Raw genomic sequence first — 17,425 nt, 5'->3', positions numbered from 1 at the left:
TAACCTCGGACATAAAGCCCGAGGCGTACCGTTGTGTACTTAAGATTTGTTTTGGACTTCGAAAGCGATTAACTCTATTCTGCCGTCATACGGGATGGGCTGAGCATCTAAAATCAGATTCATACCTTTGCCATCACCATGTTTGAATGCGACGCCGATTTGAGATCCTACTCTTGATTCAACACCGACTGGTACTTTGACATACACGTTAAAATCAGGCTTTTTTGTTTTTGCTGTATCACTCATTTTGGTCTCCTTTTCAGTTTTATTAGAATAACTAAGCTGGTGAACCTCATAGGGATATGCAGGGGCTGTGTTTGCTTCCCCGAAAACTATTAATTTGTATGAGCGAGTGAACGGCCATAAGCCGGAGAGAAATTAATAGTTTGAAGTCCGGAACGGAAGGCGTAAGCCAGGGATAGCAAACTCTGCCCGCATATCCTAAAACCAGTCTTATATTAGTTTTTCAAATTGAACTTAAAAGTTAAAGAGACCAATTGCGAGATATGCACAAAAGGTGGTTTTATGTGTTTGTCAAACGGGAGTATGTTTCAAAACCAGTGATAAAAAATAGGCCAAAAAATCAATGATAAACAAAGGCTTATTAACTTTTATTAAAGCCATATAATAAGTCAGAATAACGTAAGTGATTTCAATCAAATTAAATCTACTATATTTATAATCATATAATAGTATGCAGTATTCCTTGTTTGCACAGCGTCTATGGAATGGCTATGATATTGAAGAGATGAATAAATGCATTTAAATCATTGAGAAAAAACAATTTGAAGGTTTGTAATAATGGCCAAAAAAGAAGCACAATCAGAACCACTAGAAAAGAAACTCTGGAAGACCGCAGATAAACTCCGCAAGAATATAGATGCCGCTGAATACAAACATGTTGCCCTTGGCCTTATCTTCTTAAAATATATCTCCGATGCATTTGAGGAGCTTTACGAAAAGCTAAATTCCGGTGAAGGTGAATATGCAGGTGCCGATCCGGAAGATAAAGATGAATACGGCGCAGAAAATGTTTTTTTTGTTCCAGAAACCGCACGATGGAATTACATTCAGGCACAGGCAAAACAGCCTAACATAGGTAAACTCATTGATGATGCGATGGATGCCATTGAGGCAGATAACGCCACGCTCAAAGGGATACTACCTAAAGTATATGGCCGTCAGAATCTTGATGCTCAAACACTTGGCGGCTTGATTGATACAATTGGCACGATTGCCCTTGGAGATGAAAAGGCCAAATCTCAGGATGTATTAGGCCGTGTCTATGAATATTTTCTAGGGCAATTTGCCTTGGCCGAAGGACAAAAAGGCGGCCAGTTTTATACGCCGGAGAGTATTGTAAAGCTTTTGGTTGAAATGCTAGAGCCCTATGAAGGCCGTGTCTATGATCCCTGCTGTGGAAGTGGCGGTATGTTTGTTCAATCCGAGAAATTTATACAGAGCCACCAAGGGCGGCTCGATGATATTTCAGTATATGGACAAGAAAGCAACCAAACTACATATAGGCTATGCCGTATGAACCTTGCTATTCGCGGCATTGATGGCTCGAACATAAAATGGAATACGGAAGGCTCTTTCCTGAACAATGCCCATAAAGACCTAAAGGCAGATTATATCATTGCCAATCCGCCGTTTAATGTGAGTGATTGGAGCGGTGAGCTTCTTAGAGATGATGCCCGTTGGCAATATGGAACGCCGCCTAGTGGTAATGCCAACTTTGCATGGGTGCAGCATTTCTTATATCACCTCAATCCGAATGGCGGTTTAGCAGGGTTTGTACTCTCCAACGGCTCTTTAAGCACCAACACTTCCGGAGAAGGTGAAATCAGGCAAAAACTAATTGAAGAAGACTTGGTAGAATGCATTGTCATGCTACCCAAAGCTTTGTTTTTCAATACAGGCATACCGGCATGTTTATGGTTTTTAAGAAGAGGCAAAACGAAAAGACAGGGCGAAGTCCTGTTTATAGATGCATCAGAACTCGGCTATATGATTGACCGGAAAAACAGGGCTTTTGCTGAAGAGGATGTGGCCGAAGTTGCCGATACCTATCATAACTGGCTGAAAAAAAATGAAGTATATCAGGATGTTAAGGGCTTTTGTAAATCTGCCACATTAGCAGATATTCAGAAACACAAATTTGTTTTAACCCCTGGTCGGTATGTTGGCATACCTGATGAGGAAGATGACGGCATTCCTTTTGAGCACAAGATCGAGGCCATCACCTCCAAACTCAAAGAGCAAATGGCCGAAAGCCAAAGACTGGATCAGGAAATCAAAATTCAACTTGCTAAAATAGGGATTGAATTATGATGAAAATAAAAAAACTCCGAGAAATTGGAGTTGAATTAATTGACTGCGATCATAAAACGCCTAAAGCTCAAACTTCAGGTTACTACTATGTAGGAATTCCTCAGATGAAGGGAGGAAGGATTGAAACCGAAGGGGCTAGACTCATTTCACGAAAAGACTTTATTCAATGGACAAAGAAAGCCCAACCCAAAGAATGGGATATTGTTTTAAGCAGGAGATGTAATCCAGGAGTTACGGCCATAGTAACTAACGAATTTGAATTCGCACTTGGACAGAATTTAGTACTCTTGCGTTCAGACGGAATTAATTTACATCCTCCCTTTCTCAAGTGGCTGGTTCAAAGTAGCAGCTGGTGGGAACAAGTATCTAAATTTCTCAATGTAGGTGCAGTATTTGAAAGTTTAAAATGTGCAGATATACCGGAATTTGAGCTACCAATTCCCGATTTGAAAGTCCAGAAGGGTATTGCTTCAATTCTAGAAAACCTTGATAGAAAGATAATTTTACTTCGAAAGAATAATTCCACTCTTGAAGAGGTTGCCCAAACACTTTTCAAACGATGGTTTGTTGATTTTGAATTTCCAGATGAGAACGGGAATCCTTATAAAAGCTCTGGCGGCAAAATGGTTGATAGTGAGCTTGGGGAGATACCGGAGGGGTGGAGAGTTGGAATGCTTGGTGATGAGTTCGACATCATAATGGGACAATCGCCATCTGGATCATCATTCAATGAAAATAAACTTGGAAAAGTATTCTATCAAGGTAAAACTGATTTTGGCTTTAGGTTTCCAACAAACCGATTATACACCACAGAACCAAATAGAATTGCTAATAAGTATGATGTGCTTGTGAGTGTTAGAGCACCCGTAGGGGATGTAAATATGGCTAGTGAAGATTGTTGTATAGGTCGTGGGCTTGGAGCCGTTAGGTCTCAATTAAAGTCATATTGTTTCAATAAAATTAAGAGTTTAAATAAAGCATTTGCTGTATTCGAAAGTGAAGGAACTGTCTTTGGGTCAATTTCAAAAAAAGATTTTATTGAGTTGGAAGTAATTGTCCCAGAAAAACAAATTGCTCAAAAATATAATGAACTTTATCTAGATTCCGATATGAAAATATTTGAAAACGAAAAAACAATACAATCTCTTACTCAATTAAGGGATACCCTTTTGCCTAAATTAATGAGTGGTGAAATAAAAATCAACAATTAAAGGACAGCATTATGAGCCTAAGTACCAGTTTAAGAGGCCGACTAAGAAATACAAATTTGCCTAAATCTAATGCTCTCTACCCTTTATTCGAAGGGGTAGTGAATTCCATTCACTCAATAGAAGAACGCGAAAAAAAAGATAACACATTTGATAGGATCAATGGACGTATACATATTTCTATAAATAGATCAGAAATCCAACCATTGTTTGAAAATACAAAACCAGAAATAATAGGATTTAGTATTTCAGATAACGGAATTGGTTTCACAGAAGACAATTATGAATCATTCAAGACACTTGATTCAGAATATAAAATGGACATTGGTTGTAGAGGCGTTGGGCGTCTTCTTTGGCTCAAGGCATATAAACAAGTCAAGGTTCAAAGTGTTTTCCAATTAGGTAACGCTCTTATGCGTAGAAAATTTGACTTCAACATTCCCAAGGATATTCATAACGAAGAGCTGTCAGAAATTGATTCAGGTGCTGTGGAGACCACAATTTCACTACAAGATATCAGTAAAAACTATAATGATTACATCCCTAAAACAGCAGGAACAATTGCTCATTCATTATTAGAGCATTGTCTTTGGTATTTCATCCGAGAAGGCGGTGCCCCTAATATCATTTTAGAAGATACCGAGGATCGGATTTCTTTAAATCAGGAGTACGAGGAATATATGTTGAATGCTTCTGAACCAGATTCTTTCGAGATTGATGGAGAAGTATTTGAAATTACTCATGTCAAATTAAAATCAACTTCACAAAACAAGCACAGCGTTATTTATAGTGCTGCCGATAGGGTTGTGAAGGAGGAAAGTTTAACTGGGAAAATACCAGGATTATTTGGTGTGTTATACGATGGTGAAAATAAGTTTTCATACCTATGCTTTGTCACTTCGAAGTTTCTTACCGATAAAGTTACTCCCGAAAGGATTGGTTTTAATATTGCCGAAGTAAACGATTCCCAAATGGGTATCTTTTCAGATTCTGATATTACTTTTAAGGTAATACGGGAAAATGTAACCAAGAAAATTGCTACATATCTTACTGATTTTCTTCAAGAAAATAGAAAGCTTGGCTTGCAAAAAGTAGATAATTTTGTTGCTCAAAAAGCTCCGAGATATCGCCCAATTATAAATAGAATTCCAGAGGAAGAACGGATTGTAGACCCGGCTATAAGTGATAAGGAACTGGAACTTAAGCTTCATAATCACCTTATGAATCTGGAATCAGAACTCCTAAGGGAGGGACATGAATTAATGAAACCCTCCGGAGTGGAGAACTTGGAAGAGTATACTCGAAAAGTAGAGTCCTATTTGGCAAAGGCTAGTGATATTAAAAAGTCCGATTTGGCAAGCTATGTTACCCATAGAAAGGTAATACTTGATCTTTTGAGCAAAGCACTAGAAATCGACAACGGAACCTATTCCAAAGAAGATGTTATTCATAAATTAATCATGCCCATGAGGGTTGAAAGTAACGACATTCATTTTGAAGACAGTAATTTATGGCTAATTGATGAAAGGCTTGCATTTCATAATTATTTGGCTTCAGACAAAACGCTAAAGTCAATTCCTATTACCGATTCTGATTCTACCAAAGAACCTGATATTATTGGTTTGAATGTCTATGACAACGCTTTGTTAGTAAATGACGGACAAAGTTTGCCTCTGGCTTCAATAACCGTAGTCGAGATTAAGAGACCAATGAGAAATGATGCTAAAGCGGGAGAGGAAAAAGATCCTATTGAACAGGCACTTGGCTATTTAAAAAGAGTTAGGGCTGGGAATGTCAAAACAGCCTCTGGTCGGCAAATACCTAATTCACAGGACATACCTGGATTCTGTTATATAGTAGCTGATATAACAAGCTCAATAATAGACCGTTGTCAGTTACTCGACTTACGGATTACGGCGGATAAACTTGGTTACTTTGGATATCACAAAACCTATAATGCCTATATTGAAGTTATTTCATTTGATCGCTTGGTAAATATGGCCAAAGAAAGAAATAGAGCCTTCTTTGATAAACTTGGGCTGCCATCAGCTTAGAATTCTTTATTGCATTGACCGTGGGCTTCGTGCTGTTAGGTCTCAACTAAAGTCGTATGGTATTGATAAAAAAAGTTTACAAAAACATTTTCTGCATTCTAAAACGAGGGATCAAGGTTTGGTTCCATTTCGAAAAAAGACTTTATTGAGTTAGCAGTAATTGTTACAGAAATATAAATTACCGGAAAAATATAGTGAATATTTTCAATATACATAATTGAAAATATTTGAAAATTAAAAAGCAATATAATCTCTAATACAAATAACGGATACTTTAATATCGAGATTAATGAATACAGAGGATAAATTAAGTGAAGCATAAAATGGATCAATTTTTAAATATAAAAATTATTCAAAATCTACTTCGTCTAAAGGAGGATGGGAACCTCTATCATAGAGAAAGTACCACCCTTGAATTTAAAGAATCCTTCAATTTTGCGGGTTTAGCAGAATATTTTAGAGATTTTGCAGCTTTTGCCAACAATAAAGGAGGATATTTAATTTTTGGTGTTAAAGATAGGCCAAAACGGGAATTAGTGGGTATTTCGCCAAAATCCAAAGATCAATTCGACAAACTAGATCCGGAAACGATCTCTGGATCTTTATTGAGATGCTTCTCTCCAAATATTGAATGGGCACACGAAATATTTGAAATCGAAAACATGATTTTTGGCGTTTTTTATGTGTCAGAGGCAAGTATTAAACCCATAATTACTAAAACAGACGAAGGAAAAGATCAAATATTAAGGAATGGAGATATTTATTATAGATATGGAGGTCGCACCCAAAGAATACAGTTCGGTGAACTCGAGAATATAATAAATCTAAGAGTAGAAAACAACAATAGGCACTGGATTGATCTTGTTCAGAAAATTGGGAAATCTGGTCCTCAAAATGCAGCTATACTTGATACTGAAAAAGGTATAATCGAAAAAAATGATCACCAAATCTTAGTTATCGATGAAGAATTAGTAAAAAATATTCAATGGATTAGAGAAGGTGAATTTAAAGAAAAGTCTGGAGCAAAAACTCTTAAATTAATTGGTCAGGTTCAACCCATTGATCAAATAGAGGTTATTAGAAAAGTAAAAGAAAATAAGTTGAAAGAATATCCATTTTCAGCAACACAACTTCTTAACGAGATTAAAAAACGTAGTCCAGAAATTAAACAGCCCAAGGTCTACGAATTAATGAATGAGAATAAAATTAAGGACAACTTAGAGTACAGTTGTTATGTTTTTAGGAATATTGAGCAAGAAGAAAAATATAAAAAGGAAAATTTTGTGCCAAATGGTACACCTTCAATTTATAAACCAACAACTGTTGATCTTTTGATTAAACTCTTTGAAAACCAAAGGTAATATGACCAAAATCACCGAAAACGACATTGAACAATGGGCAATCGAGGAGCTGGAATCTCTCGGCTGGACTTATATTAATGGCACGGTGATTGCCCCTGACGGAGATGAGCCTGAACGCTCTAGTTTCAGAGATGTCATTTTAAAAGGCCGCCTTCAGGAGGCTATTGCCAGAAATAACCCTCATATTCCGGTTGAAGCTCAAATCGAAGCTTTAAAAATCATTGGGAGGATTGCCTCACCCGAGCTTATGGTCAATAACCGTGAGTTTCACGAGTATTTGACCGAAGGCGTGCCAGTGGAGTATCGTAAAGACGGTATTCAAAGGGGTGATCGGGTTATGCTTCTAAATTATGAAGACCTCTCCTCCAATGATTTTTTGGCTGTAAACCAGTTCACCATTGTCGAGAACAATACCAACAAACGGCCTGATCTGATTTTATTTGTTAATGGGCTTCCCTTGGTATTGTTTGAGCTTAAAAACGCCGTTGATGAGAATGCAACACTGCGGTCTGCTTATCAGCAAATTCAAACTTATAAATCAGTAATTCCAAGCCTTTTTACTTTTAATGCGGTATGTGTGATTTCGGATGGCGCCGAAGCCAAGGCCGGTTCTCTATCAGCCGGATTAACCCGCTATTTGGCATGGAAAACCAAGGATGGCCAAAAGGAGGCCTCGGTGGTTACCAACCAATTGGAAGTATTGATACATGGCTTAATGAATCCGGTTACACTTCTGGATTTCATTCGTCATTTTATCGTTTTCGAGGAAAGTAAACATATTGATGAAAACGGTATTGCCACTATACAAACAGTTAAAAAAGTTGCGGCGTACCATCAATATTATGCGGTAAATAAAGCCATAGAATCCGTGAAGGAAGCAACTAGCTCTCACGGTGATAGAAAAGGCGGTGTGGTTTGGCATACGCAAGGGTCTGGCAAATCACTTTCAATGGTGTTTTTTAGCGGCAAGTTGGTGCTTCAGCTTAATAACCCCACCATTCTGGTTATAACAGATAGAAATGATCTGGATGATCAGTTATTCGACACGTTCGCCTCTTCCAAACAGCTCTTAAGGCAAACTCCGGTTCAGGCCGAGAATCGTGAACATCTTAAAGAATTACTCAAAGTTGGCTCTGGGGGTATTGTTTTTGCCACGATCCAGAAATTCCAACCGGAAGATGGCACAAATATCTATGAAGAGCTTTCGGATAGAACCAATATTGTTGTTGTGGCCGATGAGGCACATAGAACGCAATATGGCTTTAAGCCTAAATCAATTGAGGTAAAAGACGATCAAGGCCATGTTATTGGTCAAAAACTGGTTTACGGCTTTGCCAAATACATGCGTGATGCCTTGCCGAATGCCACATATCTCGGCTTCACGGGTACGCCGGTTGAATCTACCGATATAAACACACCGGCTGTTTTTGGTAATTATGTTGATATCTATGACATTGCTCAGGCTGTAGAAGACGGGGCTACTGTACCAATTTACTACGAAAGCAGACTGGTAAAGATCAATTTAAGTGAGGAAGGGCGGGAGCTTATCAAGGAGCTCGAGCACGATCTTGAGGAAGAGGATTTAAGTAATACGCAAAAGGCCAAAGCCAAGTGGACAAAAGTCGAGGCGATTATTGGTAGTAAGGCCAGACTTAAGAAAGTGGCAGAAGATATTGTTTTTCATTATGAGGAACGCAGCAATAGTGGCTTGGAGGGTAAGGCCATGATTGTATCTATGAGCAGGCGGATTGCGGTTGATTTATATAACGAGATTATAAAGCTTCGCCCTGAATGGCATGATGATGACCTAAGCAAGGGGGTTATCAAGGTTGTAATGACTGCGGCCTCATCAGACGGCGCAGAGATGAACAAACATCATACCACCAAGGATCAACGACGGTCTTTGGCAGAACGTATGCGTGATGATACCGACCCGCTAAAACTGGTGATCGTCCGTGATATGTGGCTTACAGGGTTTGATGCGCCGAGTATGCATACGCTGTATATTGATAAGCCGATGAAGGGTCATAACCTGATGCAGGCAATTGCACGGGTAAACAGGGTTTACAAGGATAAGCCGGGGGGCCTGGTTGTCGATTATTTCGGGATTGCTTCTGATCTTAAAAAAGCATTGTCATTTTATTCGGAAAGCGGCGGTAAGGGTGATCCTGCCGAGGCTCAGGAAATGGCAGTGCGGCTTATGCAGGAAAAACTGGAAGTTGTTTCACAGATGTTCGGGGAGCTTCCTGAAAAAAAAGAACGCAATTCAGGTGCAGGCGTAGCCTATGAGCAATATTTTGATACTGATGTTCGGGGTAAGCTAACGCTTATTTTAGAAGGTACGGAGCATATTCTAAGTCTTGAAGATGGTAAATCGCGTTATTTAAGAGAGGTAATGGCTCTTTCAAAAGCATTTGCGATTGCCCTGCCCCATGATGAGGCCATGGATGCCAAAGACGAGATAGCGTTTTTTCAGGCCGTTAAAGCCCGTCTGGTCAAGTTTGAGCCCAGAAACGGTGGCAAGAGTGATTACGAGATCGAAACCGCTATAAAGCAGGTCATAGATCAGGCAATCGTATCTGAACAAATCATAGATATTTTTGATGCCGCAGGTATTAAAAAACCGGAATTATCGGTTCTGGATGACGAGTTTCTCGAAGAAATGAGAGAAATGAAACATAAGAACCTTGCTTTGGAAGTGCTCAAAAAGCTCTTAAATGATGAAATCAAAATCCGCTCCAAACATAATCTGGTTCAGAGTAAATCGCTCATGGAAATGCTTGAATCCTCGATCAAGCGTTACCAGAATAATCTGATTACTGCCGCAGAGATTATTCAGGAAATGATTGATTTGGCCAAAGAGATAAAAAAAGCGGATAGGCGTGGTGAAGATCTGGATTTAAGCCGTGACGAGCTGGCGTTTTATGACGCAGTAGCCAATAACCAAAGTGCAAAGGATTTGTTGGGTGATGAGGTATTATTAAAACTTGCCCGTGTTTTGGTGGAAAGGGTAAAGCAAAATGCTTCGATAGACTGGACACTTAAGGAATCCGTAAAAAAGAAACTAAAAGTCATTGTAAAAAGAACGCTTCGGCAATACGGCTATCCGCCTGATTTACAAAAACTGGCTACCGATACAGTTTTATCTCAGGCAGAGTCATTAGCAGATTTCTGGACGTCTTAAAGACCTAGCAAGTACTCAATGTTGAGTTTGCGGGCTTTATCGACACACCCTTTCAAGATATTTAGAAGTACCGGATAACTTACATCATGAACTGGTGGATGTTTCTTATAAATTATACTGAGCTGGCCAGTCAGGATTTGCCTTTTTCTCTCGAGCTTTTCTCTAAGATCATTATCCAGCTCGACCCATGGATTATCAGGGAGTTGATTGTATAGATTCAGGAGGTAGTCCATATAATCCTGTTTAAAGGTTTTAATATTACCCCTGACCCATTCCCTAATAAGCTGGGAATTCAGACCACTTGGCATTTCATGACGCCTGTTTTTGAGTATGGCATTAGCCCCTACCCCGGTTCTTTCGATATGATTTATTAACTCTTCTACTTTGTTTCTGGTCATTCGATCCTCCTCAGATCAGATTAATGCTAATGTAGTTAGACATCAAAGTTAAAGGAATCCTGCTCCATCATCTGAAATTCCCTTTCCGGCATGATTACGAGTACATTTGGTTTCATCTGTTCCGGATTCTTGTATGCTGTTTGGTTGAGGGATAGGTTGAATATTATTCATTTGAAGATAATTCAGAATAGCATTTTTGAACGTTTGGAGGTTAGAATCCTGTGGAGATTTGATTATTTTATTCGAAGTTTTGGATAAGGCGAATTCCGGTGTTTGAAAATAATCAACAACCAACTCTAAAATTTTTTTATTATCTCGGTCAGTCTTTGTTTCAAACTCCATCACGACCTCTACAGAAAATTTCTGAATATTCTCAAGATACCAAGCATGAGATTTATTGATATGGTAAGTCAACAAATCATTCGAGCCATTAACAACTTGGGAAAGGTAATTGCACATGTATGTGGTTTTGTTCTGGTTACTCGCTATAGGAATTCCAGCCATTGAGCATATCATCTCATCCATTGCGACAAGTGTTTGAATGGGAGTTTCCAAAGACTGTTTCATCGAACCTGCATCATCAGAGACATATAAGCTTGTTAAATGGGCAAGCGTCTGATGGATGTTAATAATCATTTTCAACAGTCCTTCAGATACCCTTGAATTTGCAGCTAATTCGTCAAAATAACTTGAATTTTCTTTAAGGGGCTGTGTCTGTGTTGTCTGCTCTTCAATCTGTGCCTCCTGGGAACTTGTATCTTCCTCAAACCATCCATTGGCTGACCAACTTACAAAACATTCATGGATGAGCTGAGCAGCTTCTTCACTTCCTTTTTCCTTAAAGCCTGCATTTGGCTCGAATGCCTTATAAACAATCTTGGCGGCTTCTTTATAGTTAATAGCGGCATAGGCATTTTGGGATAATTGACCCAGATGTTCTGCACTCATTTTTGATATTTTGGCTATCCATCCATTAAACATTGGTGCAAATCTCCATGCCAAATCAGATTGCCCTTTCTTGTCATTACTTGAGTAAATCTGTTGGAACTGGTTTGTTACATTTTCTTTTAATTCTGCTATATATATATCAGCCAAACTTTCCAAGGCGTTTTTAGATAAGGCCATAATTTTGATGCCTAGGCCAGCATAGTCACGTCCCATAGCAGGGTCGATACCTATTTTCAAAATCCGCTGATTCTTGGAGACCTGAAACCGGTTAAGTTCGGAATCAAGAATTTCATAAAAGCTTTGTGCCATAATAAGGTAGTAGCATTGCTCATGTATTTTTTTGTGTATTTTTTCAAGACTATCAGAGAATCCAAACATGGTTGAGGTAGAATTAATCGTTAAAAATGTCCTTTATAGTATTTCCAACTGATTTCGGGACTTTAGGCCGACCGAGCTCATCAAGTTTTTTACGCTCGGCCATATCCCTTTCCTTTTTACCTTGAATATCATTCTGGATGTCGGCAACTTTCGTTTTAACGGAATTTTTGAGATTTAAGGTACTGCCAAAAACACCAAATTGGAGCAAAATCCTTATAATTAGAACAAAGAAAAAGACTGTAATCAGATACATGTTACAATTTATAAAATTCCAGGGAAATTTTCTTCTACATCACTGTTAGAATCTGAAAGATTCTCTATTTCACTTGCATTCTTTTGAAGGTATTGAGAAAGAATAGATTCCAATGGCTGATTTGATTTTTCTTCTACCTTACTATCAGTTGGTTCCTCCATAAAACCATCTGAAATCCAAAGTTTGAAATACCGCTCGATAAAAACTGAATATTTTTCGTAGTCATGTTCATCACTTCTGGCCATTACTGAATCCCATGGTGGGGAAACTTCCGATAAAAGTCTCTTGGACATAAGGATTGCTTCTCCATTAGTCTCACTAAGAATTTTCTGAAAACCGGCCTGTCCTATCGATTTAATCTTATCTAACCATTTAAGAAACAAGAAATGGCACATCATGAGGCGGTTAAGGTCAGGATTGTTAGAATCCATCTCTTCAATGGCCTTTTTCATTTTGGGGTATATATCCAGTTTGAGTGTTTCCTCAATCTGCATTTGAGCGTAATCATCTCTTAGTGCGACTGTCTTAGCGTGTAAAAGAGCCGTGTTGTAAAAGATTCGGCTGGCTTCTTTAAAATTCAGCCCCCAATAAGCTGTCTGTATTTCAGGATCTACCCCTTTTCGTCTCATGCCTGAGTCCAGAATTTTATAAAAGGCAAAGGCGTAAGTTAGCAAGCCGCATTGCGAAAGCATTTTATTCTCTTGTCCTTGATTTGCCGTATTGAGAAAGTTAAGCATTTGTAAATTTGATTTTAACATGTGAATATGGTAAAATTCTTACAGTAATCACAGACTCAGGAGGAAAAAGTGGCAGGTGAAGGTGCCCTACTTGGATTCAAATTCTTGCTAGCAAGAACGGGAAATACTGTAGATTTTGCGAAAGAAGAGCGTGAAATGCTCTGGCATGCCGCGGATCAGCTAACTTCTATTAAAAATAGATTCAAAAAGAATGGATTCAACTTTACTGAACCCCGTATTGAAGGCCATTTAGATCAATTTATTGAGCGATTGATAGGCTTCAGTGAGTCTGGAGAGTTGACCAGAAATATTACCTACAAGGAAAATGAATTAATTTCCTTTTACTTGGATCAACTTTACAAGGATTCGGATGAAAATGAAGAAATATGCTCTATGATTAATAATTATATCAGCAATGAGGAATGGGGCTATCAAAGGTTAATAGAATATTTTCAGCACTGTGAGAAGGTGAAAAATTTCACGAGTGACCTCAATTATAACGGTTGAGCCCCAGATTCAGGACTCTGTTTCCCTTGGATTGTGCCAGTAGGATTGCCTGATTGCTTAATACTATGTTCTTTATTGATAATCGCCTTACCCTTATCCAAATTGGCATTAATCTCATCCAAAGCTCTTCTGTAATTCATTCGTTTTTGCTGCCCTTGCACAAAAAGACCAAGTCCAGCCAATCCAAAAAATAAAAAAGGAATGAGTGACTGATTCAAAATAAATACTGCGGCAATGGCCATGAAAAAGAGTGGTTCAATTACCGACATCAGTGCATGTTTAGCATCAGGATTATCCCCTATGAACCAACCAAAAAGTAAACTATCACCCAGAGAGGTCGGATTTAATCTCTCGTTGTTATAATGAGCTCTATCTATTGAAAGGATATAGGCAATACAAAGTATGGGAAACATTAATCCGTAAAGAAACAAGAAAGAGGCAAAATAAGTTATGGCCGTTTCACCAAGAAAGGAAATAGCGAATTGGAAGAAACCAGCAATATTTCCCATTAATAGCAACTTTGTTCCATGATTAAAGAACAGATCAGGATCACCAATAACAAAATCCGGTTTTTCAAAAGAAGCCTCAAAAAATCCCAGAATTGCAAACCCTAAAATCCAGAGTGTTGTAAGGAGCATGAACCATATTCTGCCGTACCAAGTGGTTGAATACTTCCCTGCTCCTACGCCGAAAGGTTTATTATGCCAAGGGCCAATCAGATTATATCCCATGTTAACTCTGATGAGTAAAAGAATAGGTAACGTGCTAATACCGACAAGAAATCTAAAAAACTTCATTCTCTGATTCATTGCTTGAAAAAGGTTTTCAAATAATTCTTGCCAGTACTCCAGACTCGGCCGATGGAAACTATCACTGCACCAACTTTCAATTCATTAACCTCTCCTCCTGTCCTAAGTGTTGTAAATTCGTAGGGTAGCACCTGATATTCAATCGTCGTAGATGTTGAAAATGAGCCTCCGGCAGCAGTCGCAAGATTTTCCCGTGTAACGTGGGTCTGCCCAATGGTATTGCTTGCCCACTCGTTGGTTACATAATCGTTATTGGCATGAAATATCTTGGTTACCAGATTACCAAGGAGCGAGTTCACCCTTTGCACTGCATTGCTTCCTCCCAGGGCAGCATAATAGTTAGAGATATTCTGTGTTATGAGGACGGTACAGGCTTTGGAGCTTCTGGCGGTGGTCTGGAACAACATATCATCTTCATTGATAAAATATTGAGCCTCGTCAATCCACATAAATACCGGCCTGCCGGATGTGGAAGTAACCTCACGGCGTTCAACGGCCTGTTGCCATATTTTTTTGTAGATCATTTGGGCATAAATTCCCAAATGGAGATATTCCTTCACTGGAAAATCAAGAATAATTATTTTGCCTTCAAAGGTGTTTTCTGGCATCAACTCCTCACTGATTTCTGTAGAGAAATATTTTCGCAACATGCCTGAAATAAAAGGATCAGAGTAGGCATAAACCATCTCTAGAATTGACATTTTCGTTTTTTCGGGCATTTCAGACAGATCACTTAGAAAATAATCCCTGACCATAAAAAACAGCCTTCTTTCTTCCTCTGTCAGGTTCTTATCTGCTGCGAAATATAGGCACTCGATAGTTTTACTTTCTTCTGCCCAATCTTGGAGCTCTTTCTTTTTGCCCTCTTCTATCAAAAACCAGAACTGATCTTTTCTAGTCAGCGTTTCGGAAAACGGCTCAGGGCATTCACGAATTACTCGCACCATATTAGAGATGGTCACTTCAGTATCAGATATGATCAAAAGATCGATTGCAGATTTAATGCATCTTTTCAATGCTAAATCCCAGAAAGGGTCACTACTCCCTGACGGTGTATTTCCTCCAATTCGATCCCCAATTTTGACCAGAGACATGAAAAGCTGGACAATATTTTCGCTTTTCTTTGCTCCTTCTCCCTTTCTTATCATCTCGTAGTGCAGGGGATTAAAAGTATATGGTTGGCTTTCGGAAAAAATGACGAGATCTTCGCTTCTACCTTCTAATTCAGCATATTTTTCCCACTCTTGACGCTCCCCGACTTTTCCGGTGAGAACTATGCCTCCAAAGCCCTTTCTTAGAAAAACTCTTGCCAGAAATTGGCCGCTACCGGAACTTTTTCCTGATCCTATCGAGCCAAAAATCTGAACGCCCTGAGTGGCTTCTCTGAGTGTCCAGTTGTCAGTACCTCTATCTTTAAAGAATAGTATTGGTGTATTTAAATCTTCAATGGGGGAATTCATAGCGATTAAATTGGAGGTGAAGGATATTTTAACGTTCTGGGGGATCCATACCCTTCTCACGGTTTTTGGTTTTGTTCTTTGGAAAGTCTTTCATGTTTTTATTTAGCTCAAGGCTCTTGAGATTTCGTTTGTATTCAAAGCTTTCTGGATGAGTAGAAGCTGATTTGTTAAAACCTGTTTTTGCCCTACCTTCTTCTTTGACAATTCGTCCTGCTTCGGCTTTTGTAAGTCCATTAAAATGAAATTTTCCCACTACAAGAGACCTTTCTTTTATTTCTGCCCTTATCTCATTTTGTTTATTTTTGGAATCAGTTTTACTCGCTTCCTGAATCATCTCGGGAGTTCCAATATACCTCTTATCTTCATAAAACTTATCTATCTTTTCTAAAGGCTTTTTGAGGTTATTTCTTAAATCTTCTTTATACCCCTGTTTTAGGATATTAAATTCTTCCTTTTTCATATTTAATTGACTTTAAGAATTAAAGTCTGATAAAATTAGTTAGCATTCTGGAGGAAAAAAAATGAGTACAGATGAATTTAGTGAAAAACCTATTACACTAAGTAGTATTGACGAAGAAATGTTAGAAGAGCCTCAGGATGAAAATGTTCACGAAGAGGTTTTATATGTCAATCAAGCAATGCAGTGTAAGATAAACACATACCTGGAACTAACAGGCCAAATCAATAGAGCATCTTATAGTTCAAATTTTATTATGCAGATTCTTCACGCTTTTGACTTTGATCCTGAAAAAGCCGCCGAGAGATACAACAAGGCAGGTAAGAAAATGGAGGAGTTAACATTAAAATATGCAGAGGAAGAACTCTCATATGTAGAAAAGCCTATTCGAAAGCACATTTGGAAGCATTTTGAGACAGTTGAGCAAGCATGTGAATATCTTGATGACCTCTACGAGAGGGCTGCGACAAAGGCCTTTACTGTTATGGATACTGATTTCTATGACCATGTGGACAAACAAAATGAGATTAATTACAGCCAATATATTCTGAAGAAATCCTGAGTGCCAGTCCTAAGAACATACTGACGATCAAACGCTTCCATATGACCATTTTTTCCAATAAGGTGAAAGTTAATCGCTTTGATTAAATTGTCGTCTACCAAGCCAAACATTTGAACATTAATAGGTTGCATCAAACACCTCCTTCTCTCATTTTGATTTTAATGAGCGTAACAGGAAGCATAACTTATGTCAAATGTTAATATTCAGCAAATAATCCAAATGAAGTTTTCTTATCCTTTTCATTTTACCATGAAACATCTGGGACAACCCGCCTAAACTGACATCCGTTGGCGGAGGGTTTTGCCTGTAATATTTCGGAAATTTGCCCTTTATTTCTTGTCTCTTCTTTAATAATCGGGCTCTGAGGTCGTCATTGAGTTCTATCCATGGATTGTCCGGTAGCGCTTCATATAAAGAAAGAACATATAAGAGTTGCTCTTTTTTTGGATTGGCATTCGCTCCATCAAGCCAAGCACTTACTTTGATGGAGCTCAACCCTGTGGGTTTGGTGAAGCGTTGGCCTTTTAAGACGGCATAAATGCTAACACCAGTACGCTCGATTTCTTCTCTTAACCTATCGACATCCACAGCCAGCCTCCCTTAAGACACTTAATCCAAATGATACCATGTTTGATCAAATACTTAAAATTTAAGATAAATGCATTGATAAATTAAAAACATAATAACCACCCTGCTCTATACTACTAAATAAGCCGGAACAACTGGCACGTCCAATTAATGGGCAAAGAGTGGGAACACTTTAAACAAACAGGGA

At 38.6% G+C, this 17,425-nt stretch carries 16 protein-coding genes; 7 read left to right on the top strand and 9 right to left on the bottom strand.

What is annotated here, in order from left to right:
- Positions 1 to 39: 39 nt before the first annotated feature.
- Entirely contained in the window at positions 40 to 246 is a 207-nt protein-coding gene (locus ACTBZY_RS04810) for a hypothetical protein (RefSeq protein ID WP_463045204.1), read from the bottom strand.
- 555 nt (positions 247 to 801) lie between these two features.
- Between ACTBZY_RS04810 and ACTBZY_RS04805 the strand changes: the two genes are divergently transcribed.
- From ACTBZY_RS04805 to ACTBZY_RS04785, 5 genes are all read left to right on the top strand, one after another.
- On the top strand, positions 802 to 2,334 hold the full coding sequence (locus tag ACTBZY_RS04805; protein ID WP_463045203.1) for a class I SAM-dependent DNA methyltransferase: 1,533 nt from the start codon (positions 802 to 804) through the stop codon (positions 2,332 to 2,334).
- The gene (locus ACTBZY_RS04800; RefSeq protein ID WP_463045202.1) at positions 2,331 to 3,545 is read left to right on the top strand and encodes a restriction endonuclease subunit S; all 1,215 of its coding nucleotides are present in this window, start codon (positions 2,331 to 2,333) and stop codon (positions 3,543 to 3,545) included. Before ACTBZY_RS04805 ends, ACTBZY_RS04800 begins: the two co-directional genes overlap by 4 nt.
- Positions 3,546 to 3,601: 56 nt before the next feature.
- Positions 3,602 to 5,596, top strand: coding sequence for a hypothetical protein (locus ACTBZY_RS04795; RefSeq protein ID WP_463045201.1), 1,995 nt, complete (start codon positions 3,602 to 3,604; stop codon positions 5,594 to 5,596).
- A 323-nt stretch (positions 5,597 to 5,919) separates the two neighbouring features.
- Positions 5,920 to 6,957, top strand: a complete 1,038-nt coding sequence (locus ACTBZY_RS04790; RefSeq protein WP_463045200.1) for an ATP-binding protein — start codon at positions 5,920 to 5,922, stop codon at positions 6,955 to 6,957.
- Between the two features lies 1 nt (position 6,958).
- Positions 6,959 to 10,141: an HsdR family type I site-specific deoxyribonuclease gene (locus ACTBZY_RS04785; protein ID WP_463045199.1), complete on the top strand. Its 3,183-nt coding sequence runs from the start codon at positions 6,959 to 6,961 to the stop codon at positions 10,139 to 10,141.
- On the opposite strand, the gene ACTBZY_RS04780 is transcribed toward ACTBZY_RS04785, so the two are convergent.
- From ACTBZY_RS04780 to ACTBZY_RS04765, 4 genes are read right to left on the bottom strand one after another with little or no spacing between them, the layout of a single operon-like run.
- Positions 10,138 to 10,539, bottom strand: a complete 402-nt coding sequence (locus ACTBZY_RS04780; RefSeq protein ID WP_463045198.1) for a hypothetical protein — start codon at positions 10,537 to 10,539, stop codon at positions 10,138 to 10,140. The two genes, ACTBZY_RS04785 and ACTBZY_RS04780, sit on opposite strands and share 4 nt — an antisense overlap.
- A 48-nt stretch (positions 10,540 to 10,587) precedes the next feature.
- Entirely contained in the window at positions 10,588 to 11,865 is a 1,278-nt protein-coding gene (locus ACTBZY_RS04775; RefSeq protein ID WP_463045197.1) for a hypothetical protein, read from the bottom strand.
- Positions 11,866 to 11,878: 13 nt separating this feature from the next.
- On the bottom strand, positions 11,879 to 12,118 hold the full coding sequence (locus ACTBZY_RS04770) for a hypothetical protein (RefSeq protein WP_463045196.1): 240 nt from the start codon (positions 12,116 to 12,118) through the stop codon (positions 11,879 to 11,881).
- 8 nt (positions 12,119 to 12,126) lie between these two features.
- Positions 12,127 to 12,855 carry a hypothetical protein gene (locus ACTBZY_RS04765; protein WP_463045195.1) on the bottom strand — a complete coding sequence of 243 codons (729 nt, stop codon included), beginning with the start codon at positions 12,853 to 12,855 and terminating at the stop codon, positions 12,127 to 12,129.
- A 69-nt stretch (positions 12,856 to 12,924) separates the two neighbouring features.
- On the opposite strand from ACTBZY_RS04765, the gene ACTBZY_RS04760 reads away from it, so the two are divergent.
- Positions 12,925 to 13,362, top strand: a complete 438-nt coding sequence (locus ACTBZY_RS04760; protein ID WP_463045194.1) for a hypothetical protein — start codon at positions 12,925 to 12,927, stop codon at positions 13,360 to 13,362.
- On the opposite strand, the gene ACTBZY_RS04755 is transcribed toward ACTBZY_RS04760, so the two are convergent.
- The 3 genes from ACTBZY_RS04755 to ACTBZY_RS04745 are packed head-to-tail and all read right to left on the bottom strand — an operon-like array spanning position 13,350 to position 16,091.
- Positions 13,350 to 14,171, bottom strand: a complete 822-nt coding sequence (locus ACTBZY_RS04755) for a hypothetical protein (RefSeq protein ID WP_463045193.1) — start codon at positions 14,169 to 14,171, stop codon at positions 13,350 to 13,352. The genes ACTBZY_RS04760 and ACTBZY_RS04755 overlap by 13 nt on opposite strands.
- Entirely contained in the window at positions 14,168 to 15,631 is a 1,464-nt protein-coding gene (locus ACTBZY_RS04750; RefSeq protein ID WP_463045192.1) for a type IV secretory system conjugative DNA transfer family protein, read from the bottom strand. The genes ACTBZY_RS04755 and ACTBZY_RS04750 overlap by 4 nt, the downstream gene beginning before the upstream one ends.
- A gap of 28 nt (positions 15,632 to 15,659) precedes the next feature.
- On the bottom strand, positions 15,660 to 16,091 hold the full coding sequence (locus ACTBZY_RS04745; RefSeq protein WP_463045191.1) for a hypothetical protein: 432 nt from the start codon (positions 16,089 to 16,091) through the stop codon (positions 15,660 to 15,662).
- Between the two features lie 61 nt (positions 16,092 to 16,152).
- On the opposite strand from ACTBZY_RS04745, the gene ACTBZY_RS04740 reads away from it, so the two are divergent.
- Complete coding sequence (locus tag ACTBZY_RS04740) at positions 16,153 to 16,650, top strand: hypothetical protein (RefSeq protein WP_463045190.1); 498 nt, start codon at positions 16,153 to 16,155, stop codon at positions 16,648 to 16,650.
- 189 nt (positions 16,651 to 16,839) lie between these two features.
- Here ACTBZY_RS04740 and ACTBZY_RS04735 read toward each other — a convergent pair whose 3' ends face one another.
- A complete protein-coding gene (locus ACTBZY_RS04735; protein WP_463045189.1) occupies positions 16,840 to 17,238 on the bottom strand; it encodes a hypothetical protein in 399 nt (132 codons plus the stop codon).
- Positions 17,239 to 17,425: the final 187 nt, after the last annotated feature.

It is taken from the genome of Arcticibacterium sp. (assembly GCF_055134445.1).
Note: the sequence above shows the minus strand (reverse complement) of the source record. Positions and strands in the feature narration are given on the sequence as shown.